This window comes from Oceanobacillus sp. HCA-5259 (assembly GCF_037892815.1).
GTDB lineage: Bacteria > Bacillota > Bacilli > Bacillales > Amphibacillaceae > Oceanobacillus > Oceanobacillus indicireducens.
The window spans coordinates 147,566-167,950 of sequence record NZ_JBBKBV010000005.1 but is presented as its reverse complement, the minus strand read 5'-3'; the positions used below and the strand labels follow the sequence as shown (position 1 = coordinate 167,950).

At 40.3% G+C, this 20,385-nt stretch carries 20 protein-coding genes; 18 read left to right on the top strand and 2 right to left on the bottom strand.

Annotated elements, in window-relative coordinates; translation table 11 throughout:
• Positions 1-385 precede the first annotated feature (385 nt).
• From accB to spo0A, 13 genes are all read left to right on the top strand, one after another.
• Positions 386-895, top strand: coding sequence for an acetyl-CoA carboxylase biotin carboxyl carrier protein (accB, locus tag WKU33_RS05240; protein WP_156855972.1), 510 nt, complete (start codon positions 386-388; stop codon positions 893-895).
• Between the two features lie 13 nt (positions 896-908).
• Complete coding sequence (gene accC, locus WKU33_RS05235; RefSeq protein WP_336251409.1) at positions 909-2,261, top strand: acetyl-CoA carboxylase biotin carboxylase subunit; 1,353 nt, start codon at positions 909-911, stop codon at positions 2,259-2,261.
• 31 nt (positions 2,262-2,292) lie between these two features.
• On the top strand, positions 2,293-2,691 hold the full coding sequence (locus tag WKU33_RS05230; protein WP_156855970.1) for an Asp23/Gls24 family envelope stress response protein: 399 nt from the start codon (positions 2,293-2,295) through the stop codon (positions 2,689-2,691).
• A gap of 216 nt (positions 2,692-2,907) precedes the next feature.
• Complete coding sequence (gene nusB / locus WKU33_RS05225; RefSeq protein ID WP_156855969.1) at positions 2,908-3,303, top strand: transcription antitermination factor NusB; 396 nt, start codon at positions 2,908-2,910, stop codon at positions 3,301-3,303.
• Positions 3,300-4,157: a bifunctional methylenetetrahydrofolate dehydrogenase/methenyltetrahydrofolate cyclohydrolase FolD gene (gene folD, locus WKU33_RS05220; RefSeq protein ID WP_188856812.1), complete on the top strand. Its 858-nt coding sequence runs from the start codon at positions 3,300-3,302 to the stop codon at positions 4,155-4,157. Before nusB ends, folD begins: the two co-directional genes overlap by 4 nt.
• Positions 4,150-5,562 (top strand): exodeoxyribonuclease VII large subunit, encoded by a 1,413-nt coding sequence (xseA, locus tag WKU33_RS05215; protein ID WP_336251410.1) that lies wholly within the window; start codon positions 4,150-4,152, stop codon positions 5,560-5,562. Before folD ends, xseA begins: the two co-directional genes overlap by 8 nt.
• Positions 5,489-5,725: an exodeoxyribonuclease VII small subunit gene (gene xseB / locus WKU33_RS05210; protein WP_156855966.1), complete on the top strand. Its 237-nt coding sequence runs from the start codon at positions 5,489-5,491 to the stop codon at positions 5,723-5,725. Before xseA ends, xseB begins: the two co-directional genes overlap by 74 nt.
• A gap of 1 nt (position 5,726) precedes the next feature.
• Entirely contained in the window at positions 5,727-6,620 is an 894-nt protein-coding gene (locus WKU33_RS05205; RefSeq protein WP_340453548.1) for a polyprenyl synthetase family protein, read from the top strand.
• Positions 6,621-6,768: 148 nt separating this feature from the next.
• Entirely contained in the window at positions 6,769-7,599 is an 831-nt protein-coding gene (locus WKU33_RS05200; RefSeq protein ID WP_340453547.1) for a TlyA family RNA methyltransferase, read from the top strand.
• Positions 7,596-8,045, top strand: coding sequence for a transcriptional regulator AhrC/ArgR (gene ahrC / locus WKU33_RS05195; RefSeq protein ID WP_156855963.1), 450 nt, complete (start codon positions 7,596-7,598; stop codon positions 8,043-8,045). The genes WKU33_RS05200 and ahrC overlap by 4 nt, the downstream gene beginning before the upstream one ends.
• Before the next feature lie 28 nt (positions 8,046-8,073).
• Complete coding sequence (recN, locus tag WKU33_RS05190; protein ID WP_340453545.1) at positions 8,074-9,780, top strand: DNA repair protein RecN; 1,707 nt, start codon at positions 8,074-8,076, stop codon at positions 9,778-9,780.
• 216 nt (positions 9,781-9,996) lie between these two features.
• Entirely contained in the window at positions 9,997-11,196 is a 1,200-nt protein-coding gene (spoIVB, locus tag WKU33_RS05185) for a SpoIVB peptidase (RefSeq protein WP_340453543.1), read from the top strand.
• 748 nt (positions 11,197-11,944) lie between these two features.
• Complete coding sequence (gene spo0A, locus WKU33_RS05180; protein WP_340453542.1) at positions 11,945-12,724, top strand: sporulation transcription factor Spo0A; 780 nt, start codon at positions 11,945-11,947, stop codon at positions 12,722-12,724.
• 45 nt (positions 12,725-12,769) lie between these two features.
• On the opposite strand, the gene WKU33_RS05175 is transcribed toward spo0A, so the two are convergent.
• Both WKU33_RS05175 and WKU33_RS05170 read right to left on the bottom strand, forming a co-directional pair.
• Positions 12,770-14,146, bottom strand: coding sequence for an aspartate kinase (locus WKU33_RS05175; protein WP_340453540.1), 1,377 nt, complete (start codon positions 14,144-14,146; stop codon positions 12,770-12,772).
• A 95-nt stretch (positions 14,147-14,241) separates the two neighbouring features.
• A complete protein-coding gene (locus tag WKU33_RS05170) occupies positions 14,242-14,481 on the bottom strand; it encodes a DUF2627 domain-containing protein (RefSeq protein ID WP_156855958.1) in 240 nt (79 codons plus the stop codon).
• A 55-nt stretch (positions 14,482-14,536) separates the two neighbouring features.
• Between WKU33_RS05170 and WKU33_RS05165 the strand changes: the two genes are divergently transcribed.
• The 5 genes from WKU33_RS05165 to WKU33_RS05145 all read left to right on the top strand — a co-directional run bounded on the left by WKU33_RS05165 (position 14,537) and on the right by WKU33_RS05145 (position 20,385).
• Positions 14,537-14,686 (top strand): hypothetical protein, encoded by a 150-nt coding sequence (locus WKU33_RS05165; RefSeq protein ID WP_156855957.1) that lies wholly within the window; start codon positions 14,537-14,539, stop codon positions 14,684-14,686.
• Entirely contained in the window at positions 14,683-16,719 is a 2,037-nt protein-coding gene (locus WKU33_RS05160) for a sigma-54 interaction domain-containing protein (protein ID WP_156855956.1), read from the top strand. The genes WKU33_RS05165 and WKU33_RS05160 overlap by 4 nt, the downstream gene beginning before the upstream one ends.
• 85 nt (positions 16,720-16,804) lie before the next feature.
• A complete protein-coding gene (locus WKU33_RS05155; protein WP_156855955.1) occupies positions 16,805-17,899 on the top strand; it encodes a Leu/Phe/Val dehydrogenase in 1,095 nt (364 codons plus the stop codon).
• A 33-nt stretch (positions 17,900-17,932) separates the two neighbouring features.
• On the top strand, positions 17,933-19,354 hold the full coding sequence (gene lpdA, locus WKU33_RS05150) for a dihydrolipoyl dehydrogenase (RefSeq protein ID WP_340453538.1): 1,422 nt from the start codon (positions 17,933-17,935) through the stop codon (positions 19,352-19,354).
• 29 nt (positions 19,355-19,383) lie between these two features.
• A complete protein-coding gene (locus WKU33_RS05145) occupies positions 19,384-20,385 on the top strand; it encodes a thiamine pyrophosphate-dependent dehydrogenase E1 component subunit alpha (RefSeq protein ID WP_188856806.1) in 1,002 nt (333 codons plus the stop codon).

Genomic DNA, 20,385 nt, shown 5'->3' with positions numbered 1-20,385 from the left:
TTGGAATATTAAACAGTAATCCAAATCACGCCTTTCCTCGGAGCAGTCCAAACACCTCGAGACTCCTGCAGGAGGATAGGCCTAGGTGAGACCCCGCAGGGCGACAGCCCGAGGAGGCTCACCAGCCGCCTGCGGAAAGCGAGAGGTGTTTGGACTGCGGACCTCCAGAAGTAAGTTGCACACACTTACGTAGAATGAAAGTGAACACTAATTCATTCGCGTGGTTGAGGGGTTCGTTACATTTTTGATAGCTATCATTATGCACTACTGATATAATGATAAAATAAAAGAAGAATACTACATATTTACAACTTGGACATGTTAGCGAAATTTAAGTAAAATGTATAGTATCGTATATCAAAATGAATAAGGGGTGCGTTTTTATATGCTTAAAGTACAAGAAATTCGGGAAATTATTAAATTAATTGATCAATCATCTATTACAGAATTTAATTATGAAACGAACGGTACATCCGTGTCACTAAAAAAAGGAACTCATGGAGCGACAACTGTAGTAAATGAACCATCACAAGTAACAGAAACTACCGCTGTACAAATACAACGACAAAGCGAGCCAGTTCAAGAACAAGCAATCGAGAAACAAGCGGAAATAATTGAAGAAAAACAAGAAGTAAAAGCAGAAAACAGCGATTATGACTTTGAAATTGTTTCACCAATGGTCGGTACGTTCTATGAATCACCATCTCCGGAAGACGATCCATACGTTACAGTCGGCAGCAAAGTCGATTCAAATTCCATTGTTTGTATTGTCGAAGCAATGAAACTATTTAACGAAATTGAAGCAGAAGTAAGTGGAGAAATCGTAGAAGTGCTCGTGGAAAATGGCGAGCTTGTGGAATATGGTCAACCACTATTCCGGGTAAAGAAAAAATAAGGGGATGGAGTAATTGATTAAGAAAGTGTTAATTGCGAACAGAGGAGAGATTGCTGTTCGAATTATTAGAGCTTGCCATGAAATGGGAATAGAAACCGTGGCAGTCTATTCAGAAGCAGACAGAGAATCTTTACATGTGCAACTAGCAGATGAAGCATATTGTATCGGACCTACCTTAAGTAAGGACAGCTATCTTAACTTTACGAATATATTAAGTGTAGCAACCTCGAGAGATGTGGATGCAATCCACCCAGGCTATGGGTTTCTCGCTGAGAATGCTGATTTTGCGGAGATGTGTGAGGAATGTAATATAAGCTTTATCGGTCCAACAGCTGAAGCAATTCAGAAAATGGGAATTAAAGATGTGGCCCGGGAAACGATGAAACAGGCCAATGTTCCGATTGTGCCTGGTTCTGACGGAATCATCGAAAGTGAAAAAGAAGGGATTGAAATCGCGGAAAAAATCGGCTATCCAGTTATTATCAAAGCTACAGCAGGTGGTGGAGGTAAAGGTATCCGTTTCGCGAGAAATGAAGAAGAACTTGTTAAGGGGATCCGCGTAACACAAAAAGAAGCAGAGACAGCATTCGGGAATCCTGGTGTTTACCTTGAGAAATTCATTGAGGACTTCCGGCATGTGGAAATTCAAGTTCTAGCAGATAAACACGGGAATATTATTCACTTAGGAGAGCGTGATTGCACAGTTCAAAGACGCCTGCAAAAATTAATCGAAGAAACTCCCTCACCAGCGGTTTCGTCAGAGATTAGAGAGAAGATGGGGCAAGCAGCAGTTAGTGCAGCTAAAGCAGTTGATTATGTTGGTGCTGGAACGATAGAATTCATCTTCGACCGTCAGACAGAGGAGTTCTATTTTATGGAAATGAATACAAGAATACAAGTAGAACATCCAGTCACAGAAATGGTGACAGGAGTAGACCTCATTAAAGAACAAATTAAGGTGGCAAATAATGAAAAGTTGAGCCTGCAACAAACGGATATCACATTTGACGGCTGGGCAATTGAATGTCGGATTAATGCGGAGGATCCGTATAAGAACTTCATGCCCTCGGCAGGTAAAATCGATATGTATCTTGCCCCTGGCGGCTTGGGTATCCGCGTGGATTCTCAAGCATATACCGGGTATACTATACCGCCGTATTATGATTCCATGATAGCCAAACTTATATCCTATGCACCAACAAGAGAAGAAGCGATCAAGAAAATGAAGCGGGCACTTGATGAATTCGTTATTGAAGGAATTTATACGACAATTCCTTTCCACCGGCAAATAATGGACCATGACGTTTTCCAGCACGGGGATTTTAATACGAACTTTTTAGAAGAGAACCCGATTGTAGAGAAATAGAACAACAACTTTCTATAAAAGGTGTGATTTCATGAGTGAACAACCATTATTAAATGTTAGTAATGATTTGTCTTTAGGAAGAGTGGAAATTGCTCCAGAGGTGATTGAAGTAATTGCTGGAATCGCTGCGACAGAAGTGAAAGGTTTATATGCCATGCGTGGTACCTTTGCATCTGGTGTTGCAGAACGTTTAGGAAAGCAGACACATAGTAAAGGTATTAAAGTTGAACTCACGGACGATGGGATCACAATTGATGTGTATTGTATTTTAGACTTCGGCATCTCTATCCCGAAGGTAGCCCAATCATTGCAAACAACTATCCGACAAAGCTTAAAAACAATGACTCAACTTGATATTGCCGAAATAAATATACATGTAGTCGGAATCAATATGGATGAAAAGGAACAGCAAGCTAAACATAATGAGTAAACAAACAGGCCAGAGCGGAATACTTTGGCCTTCTTATCATTTGTTCCGGTGTAACATCTGTCGTATACCCAATGTAAAACTTCAGAATGTACCAGGGAGTTTAGGTGGAAGATAACGGATGGTAACACCCAGATTTGTTCACCTAACAGTGGGATAAGGAGAATCCCCGCTGATTGAAGTTTCACTTTAGAAAAGAACATTAGAAGGAGTAAAAGCATGAAACGAAGCGAAGCAAGAGAAAAAGCATTCCAGTTTCTGTTTCAAATAGATATCAATTGTGAAGTCCATGAAGGCAGCATTCAGGAATATGTTGAGGAACAGGGGAATGATCCGTTTCTTAACCAATTAATTCAAGGTGTGATAGACAAGAAATCCTCTTTAGATGAAATAATTGCTAACCATTTGGAGAATTGGAGCCTAGATCGTATAGCGGCAGTAGAGCGAACGATTTTGCGATTGGCGACATTTGAAATAAAGCATCTGGAAGATATCCCGCTTAATGTCTCAATTAATGAGGCCGTCGAACTAGGGAAACGTTTCGGCGATGAGAAGTCGGGGAGATTCATTAATGGTGTGTTATCCAATATAGAAAAGAGAGGAAATGAATCATGACTGCTGAAATTATTAGTGGAAAAGAATTAGCTTCAGAAATAAAACAAGATTTAGCAAAAGAAATCGAAAGACTGAAAGTGAAAAATCTTATCCCAAAGTTGGTCGTTGTCCTTGTCGGCGATAATCCTGCATCATTATCTTATGTTAAAGGGAAAGAAAGGGCTGCAGCCGAAATTGGGATGGATTCTGAAGTAATCACTTTACCTGTCGAGACAACAGAAGCGGATCTGTTGGCATTACTTGATGAACTAAATGACAATGATGCGGTTCATGGTATTTTAGTTCAATTACCATTGCCAGACCAAATTAATGAACAGAAAGTAATTGATCGGATTAACCCGAAAAAAGATGTGGACGGCTTCCATCCGATTAATATCGGTAAGATGATGACAGGAGAGGACAGCTTTTTACCATGTACACCCTATGGGATCATTACAATGATCAAATCAAAAGGAGTTGAGATTGAAGGGAAGCATGCTGTCATTATCGGCCGCAGTAATATCGTTGGGAAACCAGTCGGACAGCTGTTATTGAATGAAAATGCAACGGTCACCTATTGTCATTCAAAAACAGAGAATATGCAAAAATATACACAAGCGGCTGACATTCTGATCGTTGCAATCGGGAAAGAAAACTTTATTAAGCAAGAGGACGTCAAAGAGGGTGCGGTCATCATCGATGTTGGGATTAACCGGACACAAGAAGGAAAACTAACTGGTGATGTCGACTTTGCTGAAGTAGTGGAGAAGGCCGGGTATATTACACCAGTTCCGGGAGGAGTTGGTCCAATGACAATTACAATGCTTCTCTCTAATACAATTAAAGCGGCTAAAGGACTGACAAGTATTGAATGATAAATATTTAACGGTAACGGCCCTAACGAAATATATTAAGCGGAAACTCGATATTGATCAACATTTGCAACAAATTTGGCTGCGTGGTGAGATATCGAACTTTAAACATCATAGCCGTGGACATATGTATATGACGATAAAAGATGAACAGACGAGGATCCAAGCAGTCATGTTTGCCGGGAACAACCGTTATTTAAAATTTACCCCGGAGAGCGGAATGAAAGTACTGATTCGCGGAAATGTCAGTGTATATGAAGCTGCCGGGCAATATCAGCTGTATATTAATACAATGGAACCGGATGGAATCGGGGCTTTATATTTAGCTTATGAACAATTGAAGGTCAAGCTGGAACAGCAAGGTTACTTTTCCTCGGCTCATAAAAAACGAATTCCAGCATATCCGAAGCGAATCGGTGTGATTACTTCGCCGACGGGTGCAGCGGTAAGGGATATCATTACGACTATTCAGAGACGTTATCCATTAGTTGAAGTAGTAGTTATCCCGGTTCTTGTTCAAGGACCAGAAGCGGCGAGTTCGATAAAACGGGGAATTGAAACAGCTAATCGGATGAACTTTGATACATTAATTGTCGGTAGAGGCGGTGGTTCGATTGAGGAACTATGGAGTTTTAACGAAGAGATCGTTGCCCGTGCAATCTACGAATCTCGGATTCCAGTTATTTCTGCTGTCGGACATGAAACAGACACGACGATTAGTGACTTTGTAGCAGACTTAAGAGCACCGACTCCAACGGGTGCAGCAGAGCTTGCGGTTCCGTCTCAAGCGGAATTAAGAAATAATCTTCAACTGCTCAACCGAAGATTAACCCGTGAAGTGAACCAATTATTGGACCAGGAAACACGCCGGCTTAACAACGCGCTTAATTCCTATGCTTTTCGTTATCCAAAAGAGCTCATTAGGCAGAAAGAGCAGGAGTTGGATCAGCAAATGGAGGCACTAGAACGAACATTAAGGTTGCAAGTAAACGATGCCGCAATGGCCTATAAAACAGTTATGAGACGTCTATCAGTGCAGCATCCCAAAGAGCGAATCGATGAAGCAGAAAAGAGAATAACTGAACTTACAATGAAGAATAACCGCTACATGAATCAAACCGTTGATTACCATCGCCGCGAACTCGGGAATTTACTGGATAAGCTTAGTTTAGTAAACCCATTAGAAATCTTGAAACGTGGCTTTGCATTACCTTATACTGCGGATGGACAATTACTGAAGTCTGTAACGCATATTAAGGAAAAAGAACAACTGGCAGTAAAATTAACGGACGGCACAATCCATGCACAAGTACTATCAGTAAAGGAGACTTCAAATGACGGAGAAAAACATGGAACTATCCTTCGAGGAAGCGATGGAAAAGTTAGAAAAAATAGTAGGGAAACTTGAAACGGGAGACGTTCCTTTGGAACAAGCAATTGATTATTATCAGGAGGGGATGATTTTATCGAAAATATGCAGTGATAAAATTAATTCAGTCCAAGATAAAATGGCAAAAATTTTAAATGAGCATGGAGAAATCACAAACTTTGATGTGGAAGGGGAAGTCTAGCATGGACCAGGTTAATCTGGAAGCTTATTTGAGACAGCAGAAAGATTTAATTGAAAATGAAATGGAAACACGATTAACTAAACTTCCGATTCCTGATCAATTAAAGGCTTCAATGCTTTATTCCCTTCAAGCAGGCGGGAAAAGAATTCGACCGGTTCTTTTGCTCGCAAGTTTTGAAGCTTATGGTACCGCTGTTGAAAAGACACTTTCTACAGCTATCGCCCTAGAAATGATTCATACATACTCCTTAATTCACGATGATTTGCCTGCAATGGATGATGATGATTACCGGCGCGGACAACTGACGAATCATAAGAAATTCGATGAGGCAACGGCTATTTTAGCAGGCGACGGTCTACTGACACATAGCTTTGCTTTAATTGCGAACGAACCACTCCTTACCGATCGTGAAAAAGTGGAACTAACAGGGAAAATTGCAATAGCAAGTGGACCACTTGGTATGGTGGCCGGTCAAATTCTCGATATGCAAGCTGAAAATGAAGACATATCCGTCCCGCTAGAACAACTTGAAAAAATCCACGAACTTAAAACGGGAGAATTATTAAAATTCGCCGTTTATGCTGGTGCTTATTTAGGGGGAGCGACAAAAGAACAATTGACACACCTTACACGCTTTGCCCATTATCTAGGGCTGATCTTCCAAGTTCAAGACGATATTTTAGATATTACAGGAATAGAGGAAGCACTAGGTAAACCTGTAGGAAGTGATGTAAATAATAATAAGAGTACATACCCGAAACTTCTTGGCTTAGAAGGGGCAATCAAACAAAAAGAGATCTATGTGGAAAAAGCATTAGCATCTCTTGAACAAGCAGGTGCAATTGATTCCCAACTAAAAGCACTGATTGACTATATCAGCAATCGTGACCATTAAGTAAGTAAGAAAATTCAGCCGTTCAGCATACAAAGTGAGCGGCTGTTTTTCTATTCTATAGAGGTATTCTATTTCAGAATATGAGTCATTTGATGTATAATAAACCAGAAAAGCTTATTAATATGAATGATAGTTAAAAGTAAAGGAAATGAAGATGACAAAAAAACGTTTAGATGAATTACTTGTAGAACGTAACTTAGTGGAGAACAGAGACTTGGCAAAGCGTCTGATTATGGCTGGATTGGTTTTTTCTGAACACGAACGGCTTGATAAACCAGGTGTAAAAATTGATCCAGACATGCCAATCCGTATAAAACAAAAAAATAAATCCTATGTCAGTCGCGGCGGATTGAAGTTGGAGAAGGCAATCCAGCAGTTCGATTTGAATCTGGAAGGAAAAACAATCCTTGATATAGGGTCATCGACAGGCGGATTTACCGATTGCGCACTCCAGCATGGTGCTAAATTAAGCTATGCAATCGACGTAGGCTACAACCAACTTGATTGGAAATTACGCAATGATAAGCGGGTCGTCGTTATGGAACGGACGAATTTCCGCTATGTGACGAAAGATATGCTAAATACCATACCAAATTTCGCTTCGATTGATGTCTCCTTTATATCTTTACGCCTGATATTACCTGTGCTCAAATATCTCTTAGACGAGGAAAATGATGTCGTAGCTTTAATCAAGCCCCAATTTGAAGCGCGTAAAGAGCAAGTCGGTGAAGGAGGAATTGTTCGGGAAAAGCAAGTCCATGTAGAAGTGCTTGAACAGGTCATTCGTTTTGCTGCAGGCGAAAACTTTATTCTGCATGGTATTACGTATTCTCCAATAACTGGCAGTCAAGGGAATGTAGAATTTCTCGCCCATTTTAAATATCTCTCGGAACAAAAAGAAAAACCTGATATACCCCCTCTTGAAAAAGTTGTCGAGCAAGCACATCAACATTTAGTAAGAATGGAGGCCGGAAGATGAGTAAAATCCAACGTCATATTAAAATTCGCGAATTAATTAATGAGCATGAAATCGAGACTCAAGATGAACTCGTTGATGAGTTGAAAGCACTCGGCTATAATGTGACTCAAGCAACTGTCTCACGTGATATTAAGGAACTGCACCTAGTGAAAGTGCCTACATTATCTGGAAAATATAAATATAGCTTACCGGCAGATTTAAGATTTAATCCGGAAGAAAAATTAAAACGGCTAATTGTCGATGCTTTCGTTAATATTGACCATGCGAATCATTTCGTTGTTTTAAAAACATTACCGGGAAACGCTAACGCTATCGGAGTGTTAATTGATAACCTCGAATGGGAAGAGATAATGGGAACAATTTGTGGAGATGATACATGTTTAATCATCTGTCGAAAAGAAAATGATGCCGAGAAAATAAAAAACCGCTTCATACGCATGCTTTAACTTGGATGAAGGAAGAGGTGAATGATTCATGCTGACAGAATTATCTATTCGAAACTTTGCAATTATTGATCAAATCTCCATTACATTTAATGAAGGATTAACGGTGCTTTCTGGTGAGACAGGAGCAGGGAAATCAATTATTATCGATGCCATCCAATTACTTGCAGGTGGTCGCGGTTCTGTTGAATATGTCCGTCATAAAACAAATAAGGCAGAAATCGAAGGATTATTCTCCATTGAATCAATGGAACATCCTATTTATGCAGTTGGCAGACAATACGGTATTGAAATAACCGATGAACAGATTGTCTTAGAACGAACAATTACAAAAAGTGGGAAAAGTATTTGCCGTGTGAATGGTAAATTGGTGACACTCGCAATTCTTCGTGAATTCGGTAAAACGCTCATCGATATACATAGCCAGCACGAAACCCAGTCCCTGATGGATGCGGACAACCATATTCATCTACTTGACTTGTATGACTATGAGCAAATCAAGCAGGCAAAAGAAGAATACACGAATCTTTACGACAGACTGCGAAAGTTACAACAACGCTACAAACAATTAAATGAAAATGAGCAAGAAATCGCTCACCGTCAAGATTTATTATCTTTCCAATTACAAGAATTGGAACAGGCCAATCTTGTCCCAGATGAAGATGAAATTCTGGAAAAAGAAAGAAATTCCTTAGCCAACTTTGAGAACGTCCATACAGCGCTTCAAAATGCTTATAATGCATTGTATGGGGATGGAAGAGGACTAGAATGGATAAATCATGCGATGCTCTCTTTGAGTGAGCATGAAAAAATTGATCCGTTTATTGATGAAAAAGCCGAAGAAATTACGAACTATTATTATTCTCTTGAAACAATGGCTTTTGATTTACGAAATTATATCGACCAATTGCAATATAATCCGGAACGACTGAATGAAATTGAAGCAAGACTTAATGAACTGAATCGATTGAAGAAGAAATATGGCGCGACGGTAAATGAAATGCAGACATATATGGCCAAAATAGAAGAAGAATTGGAAGAAATAACGAATAAAGACTTTCACCTGACCGCTCTTGTGGAAGAAATTGAAGAAATAGAGAAAGACGCGAGGTTGGAAGCAAAAGAGCTGCACCATTTAAGAAAAAAAGCTGCAAATGCACTTGTAAAAGAAATCCATTCAGAATTAAAAAGCTTATATTTGGAGAAAGCAAAGTTTCAAATTAGCTTTGACAATGAAACGGACCATCCAAAACTCCATAAAGACGGATATGATACGATTCGTTTTATGATTTCAACAAATCCAGGGGAACCGCTTAAAGAACTGACAAAAGTAGCTTCAGGCGGAGAATTATCCAGAATTATGCTCGTTCTGAAAAAAATCTTCGCAAAACATCAAGGAGTCACAAGTGTTATTTTTGATGAAGTTGATACAGGTGTAAGTGGGCGCGTTGCCCAGGCGATTGCTGAGAAAATATATGAAATATCCAACGCTTCCCAAGTTCTCTGTATTACCCATTTACCACAAGTTGCTGCCATGGCCGATACGCATAAATTAATTGAAAAACATGAAAAGGATGACAGGACTTCAACCACTGTTACCGAACTAAGTCCAGATGAACAAATGGAGGAATTGAGTCGGATGATAACTGGAACGGAACTGACAGAAACAGCAAAAGAACATGCAAAGGAAATGCTTGACCTTGCCGATATGTTCAAGGTAAAAAATCATCAGGAATAATATTGTGGATTAGCCGGAAACTAACAGCACCGGCTTTTTTTAATGTTTTTTTCTCATATCATTATAAATTAGCCTCTTCTGAACGTCATTACTTTATGCAAGGTAAACTTAAGCATTTCACTTATGAATCACCAGTTTAAAAAAGGCCTGCTTCGCTCAAATTAGAAGTACAGAAAAAAAATTGGTATGGGTGAGATGCGAGGGGTGTTAATATACATGAAAAAAACAAAGAGACAATGGATACAACATACCTTTACACTATTGGCCAGCTTCTTATTTCTCCTTTCCTTTACAAATCCGTTTCTAACAGGGGGACTTTCACATTCTGATGCGAAGCCTATGGTTCACGATGTTTTTTCGAATCTGATTTCACTTAAAACCGCTTCAGCGGAAGAAAGCAGTTCATTAGAACCGATACAAAGGGATGAAGACATTAAACTTATTCCAGGTGGTCAATCGATCGGTGTTCAGCTGGAAACAGTAGGAGTGCTTGTAGTTGGACATCATTCCATTCAAGGTAAAGAAGGGGCATTATCCCCTGGGCAGGATGCAAAAGTATTGATAGGCGATATGATCGTCGAAATTAATGGTAAGCCAATTAAAGATATGAGTCAGATCAAACCATTAGTAAACGCTGCAGGAAAACAAAATGAAGCTCTAAAGATTAAACTGAAAAGGGGTAATGAGACACTCGACACATCATTACAACCTGTACAAGATGAACGTGATCAGCAGTACAAAATTGGGCTTTATATTAGGGACTCCGCAGCGGGAATAGGAACAATGACCTTCCATGATCCAGTGAGCAAGCGATATGGTGCGCTCGGGCATGTAATTTCCGATATGGATACAAAAAAACCAATTGAGTTAATGAAAGGGAGGATCGTTCGGTCATCCGTCGTCCATATCGAAAAAGGTAACCAGGGTACACCCGGAGAGAAACAGGCGAGATTTTCCGCAGACCGGAATGTGATCGGAAGCATTGTGAAAAATACACCACATGGTATTTTTGGTGTGCTTGAATCAAAAATAACAAATGATAAATACGATGAGCCATTACCGATTACACGTTCAGATGAGGTAAAAGAAGGTCCAGCAAAAATATTGACTGTTGTTGCTGATGAAAAAGTTGAAGAATTTGACATTGAAATCGTCAGTTCGACCCCCCAAGAAAAACCAGATATTAAAGGGATGGTTATTAAAATAACCGATCCTCGTCTACTCGAACAAACAGGCGGAATCGTCCAAGGAATGAGCGGTAGTCCAATTATCCAAGATGGGAAGATAGTAGGCGCCGTAACACACGTATTCGTAAATGATCCAACATCCGGTTATGGCGTTCATATCGAATGGATGCTAAATGATGCAGGAATAACCATTAACGAGAAAGAAGAAACCATTGCACAAGCAAGTTGACCAAGAACTTGTAACAGGCCCCCTGTTGCAAGTTCTTTCTGCTTTCATTCAGCGTAAGTCTCTAATCGCCGTTCAGTTGCCCGGAGGACGGATGCGCATCCTAGGGCTCCGCGCTGAGCCTCGACGCACAGGACGTGCTAATGCAGACGTTGCCACAGGACGTGGCGATCTTAGTCTGCCTCGGAAGAAAGGCACTTCCTGCGGGGGCTCATCATCTCCGCTTTCCCGCAGGAGTTAACTGAACCGGTAGAGAGCGTTATTATTATTATTAGCAAAGGTTCTATTCCTAAAATAATAAATAGTGCTCCAAATTTGGCTTTTCCTCGGAGCAGTCCAGACACCTCGAGACTCCTGCGGGAGGCCGGCTAAGTACGGTCACGTCCTGTGACCAATGCCGGCATTAGAACCTCCTGTTCGTCGATAGGCCTGGCGAGACCCCACAGCGCGATAGCGCGAGGAGGCTTGCCGGCCGCCCGCGGAAAGCGAGAGGTGTCTGGACTGCGGACCTCCAAGAGAGGGGGGTGTTTACGCTGAATGGAAGCAGACTGCTTTAATCCCCTTGAAATTAAGTAATGATTTTTGTCGAAACGAGTCGAATAAATTTGTCGAAAATGCTCGGTATATAAAGGTAAATGTAGAGATAATAGAGAAATATAAAAATATGCAAATTCTTTAAAATAAAGAAGGATAATAATATCTTTTGTAGAATATGTAAGAGGGAAGAGTAAAAATAAGGAGGATTCGTAAAGTGGAAAGTATTTCAGTATGTTTAGTCGATGATAACCCGGAATTAATCTCGTTGATGGAGGAATATTTTGAAGGTCAAGATGATATTGAAGTAATCGGTACAGCATCCAATGGCAGAGAATGCCTAGAAATGTTGGAGGTTTTAGAACCCGATATACTTATATTAGATATTATTATGCCACATATCGATGGAATTGCAGTGCTGAATCAATTGCGTACCATGGAATTGAATAAAACACCACAAGTCATTATGTTAACTGCGTTCGGCCAGGAAGAAGTAATGAAAAAAGCAGTCGAATTCGGTGCTTCTTATTTCATTTTAAAACCATTTGATTTGGACCATTTAGCAGACCGAATCCGGACAATCAGTACAAATACCGATAATTTCAAGGCAAAGGTAAGGAAACCGAAAAAAACGAACAAAACTCATAACCTAGAAGCAAGCATTACAAATATTATTCACGAAGTTGGAGTACCTGCACATATTAAAGGGTATATGTATTTACGAGAGGCAATTACAATGGTTTATAATAATATCGACTTATTGGGAGCAATTACGAAAACGCTTTATCCGCAAATTGCAAAAAAATATAACACAACGGCCTCAAGAGTAGAACGGGCGATTCGTCATGCGATAGAAGTTGCTTGGAGTAGGGGCAACATTGACTCAATTTCGGCATTATTCGGTTATACAATTAATATTTCTAAAGCAAAACCTACGAACAGTGAATTCATCGCGATGGTCGCGGACCGACTTAGGCTTGAACATCAGGTCAGTTAAAAAAAGAGACTGGATTGGTTAGTCCAGTCTCTTTTATATGCACTATTATGAACCGCTTCTCACTAATGCATCTTCCTCCATAAAATATAACTCATACAGAGAACGTATGGCTCGTTTCAAATCGGCAGCTTGAATACCGAACATCATGGATACCTCAGAAGAACCTTGGTTAATCATCTCAATATTTACATTTGCTTTCGTAAAGGCTTCTGTTGCCCGGTTCGCGACACCGATTGAATTGACAAGCCCTTCACCAACGACCATGATTATTGCAATTCCTCTTGTAATGCTGACCGTATCCGGATGGAGTTCGTTTTTAATTCGTTCTAAAATAATTCTCTCTTTATCACGCGGTAAATTTCTTTCTCGGAAGATAACAGACATATTGTCAATCCCGGACGGGGCATGTTCAAATGAAACACCTTCATCTTCAAAGATGTTTAATAATTTACGGCCAAACCCAATCTCCCTGTTCATTAAATATTTACTGACGTAAAGGCTGCAGAAGCCGGTATCACTCGCAATACCAGTTACGACTCGTCCATTTAATTCCCGTTCTGCTACAATTAATGTTCCTTTAGCTAAAGGGTTATTCGTGTTTTTGATTGCAACAGGAATTTTAGCATGATAGGCGGGAATCAAAGCTTCATCATGGAAAACAGAGAAACCTGCATAGGATAATTCCCGCATTTCTTTATACGTAAGTTTCGTAATTGTTTTCGGATTAGATACAAAGGAAGGGTTCACTGTAAACACAGAATCTACATCGGTAAAGTTCTCGTAAATTTCAGCTTCCACACCCGCCGCAATTAACGATCCCGTGATATCTGACCCACCTCTTGAAAATGTAACAAGCTTTCCTTCTTCCGTGTACCCGAAGAAACCAGGGATTACGAGTACTCCATCACGTTCTCGAAGCATGCGAATCTTATCGAAGCTATCCGGAAGAATTTGTGCGTTACCTGGTTCATCACTAAGTATGAGGCCTGCTTCCTGTGGGTTGATATATGACGAATTGATACCGATTTTATTTAAATAGGCACTTAGCATTTTCGCCGAACTATCCTCGCCGATTGCCTTTACAGCATCCATTAAACTTGCTTCATTATCAGATAGTTCCTGTACTTGTTTTAATGATTCAGTAAATTCATCCAATAAAGTATCTGGAAGTTCCAATTCCGTAACAATCTCCGTAAAACGCTGCATAATAGCCTCGAACTGTTCAGCAAAATTGGTTTGCTGTAAATATGCGGTTCCAAGATCGATCAGCAAGTCGGTCATCTTTGTGTCTTCCTTGAAGCGTTTCCCGGGAGCTGACACAACGATAAATTTGCGGCTTGCATCATCCTTTATTATATCTCCAACTTTAATTAATTGGCTTGCACTAGCCATTGAACTGCCGCCAAATTTTGCGACCTTCATCTGATTTCCTCCTTAATTTACTGCATAAAGATAATTTTCTACTTATCATACCATAAAATCATGCAAAATTACGATAAAAAGTTAATAAATTTTGTTTATTCACCATTAACAGAGGAATTCTTCTCTTTCGCTTTATTTTTTCGGTCACGGAAAACGATAAATCCCCCAAGGAAAGCAATCCCCCCGATGAATAAAACTAATCCAACTCCGAACTGGATCCACGAATAGATAAAAATGGTATAAAAATCATTAAATAAAGTATCTCGCATTAATTTAATTCCAATAGCAGCAATGACGCCTGGGATTAATAAAATAAGAATTGCTATATTTCTCATACTCATTCCCCTTTAATCATATCAAAAGTTGTCTCAACTATAGAGTATAGCAAAGATGACTATTAAAACGGAACAATATCATTCCAACACAGGCATTTCTTACATAACGTGCAGTAATTATCACAATCAATTAATCATTGCCAATTCATTCATGATAACGTATGATATTAGTATGCAAGATAATGCAAAGGTGGTGAATCGATGAAAAATGTACTTATTGTTGGTGCCGGACGGGGAGGTACGGCATTAATCCATATCATTCACTCCACAACAACTATGAAAATTGTGGCAGTAATTGATCACAATGAAGGGGCACCCGGCCTTGCATTAGCAAATAAGTTACACATTCAAACCGGAAGTGATTGGAAAGACTGGATCGATAAGGAGATCGATATCATCTTTGAAGCTACAGGTGATCAGGCTGTTTTGGAGGAATTGATCCGTTCAAAAAGGGAGCAGACAGTAGTCGTTCCTGGCTCCGTAGCCTACATCATCTCTGAACTCGTGGATGAAAAAGATGCATTGCTCGAACGAATAAAGCAGCAAAGCGATAATCAAGAATTAATCCTCAACCATATTCGTGATGGCATGATTGTCATTGACAGGAATGAGGTTATTCAATTTGTGAATGAGAAAGCCGCAGAGATTATTGGGCTTCAAAAAGATATGTTTATTGGCAAGCGTATAAGAGATGTTATAAAAAATTCGCGCCTACCTATCGTGCTTCAGACGAAAGAAAAAGAAATTAATCAAAAGTTCCCATTAGAAAACGGAAAAAAAATCATTGCAACACGAATACCATTAATCAGTGAAAGCAATGATCTTGTTGGAGCATTTACTGTATTTAAAGATATTACCGAAGTTGTAAAACTGGCGGAGGAAAACACGGACTTAATTGAACTGAAAAATATGCTTGAAGCTATCATCAAATCTTCAGATGCTGCGATAAGTGTTGTTGATAAACATGGCAATGGCATCATGATTAATCCGGCATATACAAAAATAACAGGGCTAACAGAAGAAGATGTGATTGGTAAACCGGCGACAGTCGATATCCATGAAGGGGAAAGCATGCATATGAAGGTGCTCGAAACAGGCAGTGTCTATCGTGGGGTTCGCATGAAGGTCGGTCAGAAAAAAAGGGAAGTTATTGTAAATGTTGCTCCCGTCATTGCGAAAGGTAAAATTCAAGGAAGTGTTGGAGTCCTGCATGATGTTTCGGAAATTCAAGCTCTTACAAATGAACTCGAGCGGGCAAGGCAAATCATTCGCAGCTTGGAAGCAAAGTATACGTTCGATGATATTATCGGTTCATCGTCAGAAATGCAACTAGCACTTGAACAAGCGAAAGTTGGGGCCAAAACCCCTGCAACTGTATTGCTAAGAGGCGATTCCGGTACAGGGAAAGAATTGTTTGCACATGCTATTCACAATGAAAGTAACCGAAAGCAAGAAAAATTCATTCGTGTCAATTGTGCCACGATTAAAGAAACATTACTTGAAGTTGAATTATTCGGTTATGAATCACTTGACCCATCGAAAAGTAAAATCGGCGCCTTCGAGGAAGCGAATAAAGGCAGTGTCTTTCTCGACGAAATCGGGGAATTATCTTTAGATATGCAGTCTAAACTATTGCGGGTCTTGGAAGAGCAGGAGATTATCCGTGTTGGTGGCAAGCAATCAATCCCGATAGATGTTCGAATCATTACAGCAACGAACACAAACCTGGAAAAAGCAATCAGTAATCGGACATTTAGAGAAGATCTCTACTACCGATTAAATCGTTTACCAATTTTTATACCATCCTTAAGAGAACGAGTTTCCGACATTCGTGAACTGGCACATCATCTTATTAAAAAGCTTAATAAGGATTATCGAAGGGATGTCCAGTATATTAGTGACGATGCAATCGCATTGCTTGAACAATACCACTGGCCAGGGAATGTAAGGGAACTAGAGAATATTATTGGGCGGGCGATGATTTTCATGGATAATCAGGAAAAAGAAATTAAAAAGGAGTATTTACCGAAATTACTTCATTCATCTTCCAATCTAAAACAATCCAATCTCATGTTTCCGGAATGGGATTCATTAACCGATGCCGTGGAAAATTTTGAAAAAGATTATATTTATAAAGTATATGAAAATAATGGATTCAATAAGACGAAAACAGCTCAAGCATTAGATATCTCTATTCGAAATTTATATTATAAAATCGAGAAATATCAGCTTGAATAAAATTTAATCATAAATGGATATTAAAGCGCTTACATACAACTTGCCTTTGTAAAAAAATAAATAAATAAACTAGGAGGAATGGGAAATGGAATTATTTAAATATATGGAGAAATATGAGTATGAGCAATTAGTACTTTGCCAGGATAAGGCATCTGGATTGAAGGCAATTATTGCAATCCATGATACAACACTCGGACCAGCTCTTGGAGGAACACGGATGTGGACGTATGAGACGGAAGAAGCCGCGATTGAAGATGCACTCCGTCTTGCTAAAGGAATGACTTATAAAAATGCTGCTGCAGGACTCGATCTAGGTGGTGGGAAGACAGTCATAATTGGTGATCCGAAAAAGGACAAAAATCCAGAGTTGTTCCGTGCTTTCGGTCGTTATATCCAAGGGTTGAACGGACGTTATATCACTGCAGAAGATGTTGGAACGACAACGGAAGATATGGATCTTATCCATTTGGAAACGGAGTTCGTTACTGGGACTTCACCAACTACACCAGAAGCAGCCGGAAACCCTTCTCCAATAACCGCTTATGGAATCTACAAAGGGATAAAAGCAACAGCAAAAGAAACATTTGGCACAGATTCATTGGAAGGAAAAACAATCGCCGTCCAAGGAGTTGGTAATGTCGCTTTTGCACTTTGTGAATATCTCCATGATGAAGGTGCAAATCTTATCGTCACGGATATTAACGAAGCTGCTGTACAACGTGCGGTAGAAGCATTTGGGGCAACAGCCGTTGGACCGGATGAGATTTATGGCGTTGAGTGTGATATTTTCTCTCCGTGTGCATTAGGGGCCATCATCAACGATGAAACAATACCACAATTTAAAGCGAAAATGATTGCAGGATCTGCAAATAATCAGTTGGCAGAAGAAAAGCATGGGGACATTATCCATGAAATGGGAATTGTTTATGCGCCGGACTATGTTATTAACGCAGGCGGAGTAATTAATGTTGCAGATGAGCTTGCCGGTTATAATAAAGAAAGAGCGTTACAAAAAGTTGAAGTAATTTATTCCAATCTAGAGCGTGTTTTTGCTATATCCAGAAGAGATAATATCCCGACATATGTTGCGGCTGACCGAATGGCTGAAGAACGAATTAAAGCGAAACGGGAATCACGCAGCCAATTCCTAGTCAATGAACGATCTATTTTAAATCGCTAGAATGGAATGTAAACTGGAAAGGGGTTATAGACGATGGCAGAGGATTACGATTTAGTCATATTAGGGGGAGGTACGGGGGGATATGTTGCAGCAATCCGTGCTTCCCAGCTTGGACTGAAGACGGCAGTCGTTGAAAATAGGAAGCTTGGAGGGACATGTCTCCATCGAGGCTGTATCCCATCTAAAGCTTTATTGCGCAGTGCTGAAGTGTATCGTCAGACAAAGGAAGCGAGAGAATACGGAATTGAAACGAAAGATACGACGATAAATTTCTCAGAAGTCCAGGCCCGGAAAAATTCAATTGTCGACCGACTGCATCAAGGTGTACAGGGACTGATGAAGAAGGGGAAAATCGATGTTTATGAAGGGTTTGGAAGAATTCTTGGTCCCAGCATCTTTTCTCCAATGCCTGGCACGATTTCGGTAGAGTATGAAAATGGGGAGGAAAATACAATTTTGACTCCTAAAAATGTAATTATCGCTACCGGGTCAAGTCCTCGCTCATTGAACGGCCTGCCATTTGACGGGGAACATATCTTGTCTTCAGATGATGCCTTACAATTGGAAGAACTCCCAAGTTCCATGCTCATCATTGGCGGTGGAGTAATTGGAATTGAATGGGCATCTATGCTGAATGACTTTGGTGTGGATGTAACAGTCATTGAATATGCGAAACAAATCTTACCAACGGAAGATAAAGCAATCGCGAAAGAAATGGAGCGCCTCCTTAAGAAAAAGGGGATTCACTTTGTGAAAGGGGCGAATGTCCTCGCCGATACGATAGATATTGCGGATGATGTTTCCATACAGGCAGAAGTTGCTGGGGAAAAAATCAATTTCAATGCGGAAAAAATTCTTATATCGGTCGGTAGAACGGCTAATGTAGCAAATATCGGTTTAGAGAACACGGATATTCAAGTAGAAAAAGGCTTTATCGTAACGAATTCCTCCATGCAAACGAAAGAATCGCATATTTATGCGATTGGTGATGTGATAGGTGGTATGCAACTTGCACATGTTGCTTCTCATGAAGGAATAAAAGCAGTAGAACATCTAGCAAATGAAAATCCATTGCCGCTTGACTATGAAACGATTCCGAGTTGCATCTACTCGAGTCCAGAAGCAGCACATGTAGGTTTAACAGAGAAAGAAGCGAAGGACAAAGGGTATAATGTGAAAGTAGGCAAATTTCCATTTCAAGCAGTCGGAAAAGCGTTAGTTCATGGTGAAGCAGCAGGCTTTGTAAAAATCGTTGCGGACAGGGATACAGATGATTTACTAGGTGTTCACATGATTGGACCACATGTGACAGATATGATCTCAGAAGCAGGTCTTGCAAAGGTCCTTGATGCAACCCCATGGGAAATTGCATCTGCTGTACATCCGCACCCTACGCTTTCAGAAGCGATAGGTGAAGCGGCACTCGCTGTAGATGGAAAGCAAATCCATGGTTAAATGGTTTAAATAAAAGGAGTGAACGAAAGATGAGTTTAAATCGTCATCAACAAGCTGGCATAACAGACGAACAAGTACTTGACATGTATAAAACGATGCTGCTCGCCAGGAAAATCGATGAACGGATGTGGTTATTGAACCGTTCAGGCAAGATTCCATTTGTTATATCCTGTCAAGGTCAGGAAGCGGCACAAATTGGAGCATCCTTTGCGCTTGACCGGGAGCAAGATTGGACAGCACCATATTACCGCGACTTAGGTGTTGTTTTAGCGTTCGGAATGACGGCAAAAGATATCATGCTCTCCGCTTTTGCGAAAGCGGAGGATCCAAACTCTGGTGGAAGACAGATGCCAGGGCACTTTGGTCAAAAGAAAAATCGGATATTAACTGGGTCTTCTCCTGTTACAACGCAGCTACCACATGCGGTAGGTGTTGCCCTCGCAGGTAAAATGGAGAAGGAGGAGTTTGTTTCCTTTGTAACACTCGGCGAAGGGTCTACAAATCAAGGTGACTTTCACGAAGGTCTGAACTTTGCTGGTGTACACAAGCTTCCGGTCATCACGATGGTTGAAAACAATAAGTACGCAATTTCTGTGCCATTTGATCGTCAGGTTGCAAGTGAAAACGTGTCAATCCGGGCTAAAAGCTATGGCATGCATGGCGTGACGGTTAATGGAAATGATCCAATTGAAGTTTATACCGCTGTTAAAGAAGCGCGGGAGAGAGCGATTAACGGAGACGGTCCATCACTCATCGAAGCAGTAACATATCGTCTTACCGCTCATTCGAGTGATGATGACGACCGCACGTATCGTGAGAAAGAGGAAGTGGAAGAAGCGAAAAGAGATGACTGTATCCTTACTTTCTCCACTTACTTAAAAGAATCCGGTGTACTTACAGATGAAATCGAAGAAAAGATTAATAGTGAAGTACAGGGGATTGTGAACGAAGCAACCGAATATGCAGAAGAAGCTCCTTATGCAGAACCGGAACATGCATTACGCTTTGTTTATGAAGAACAGGAGGGATAA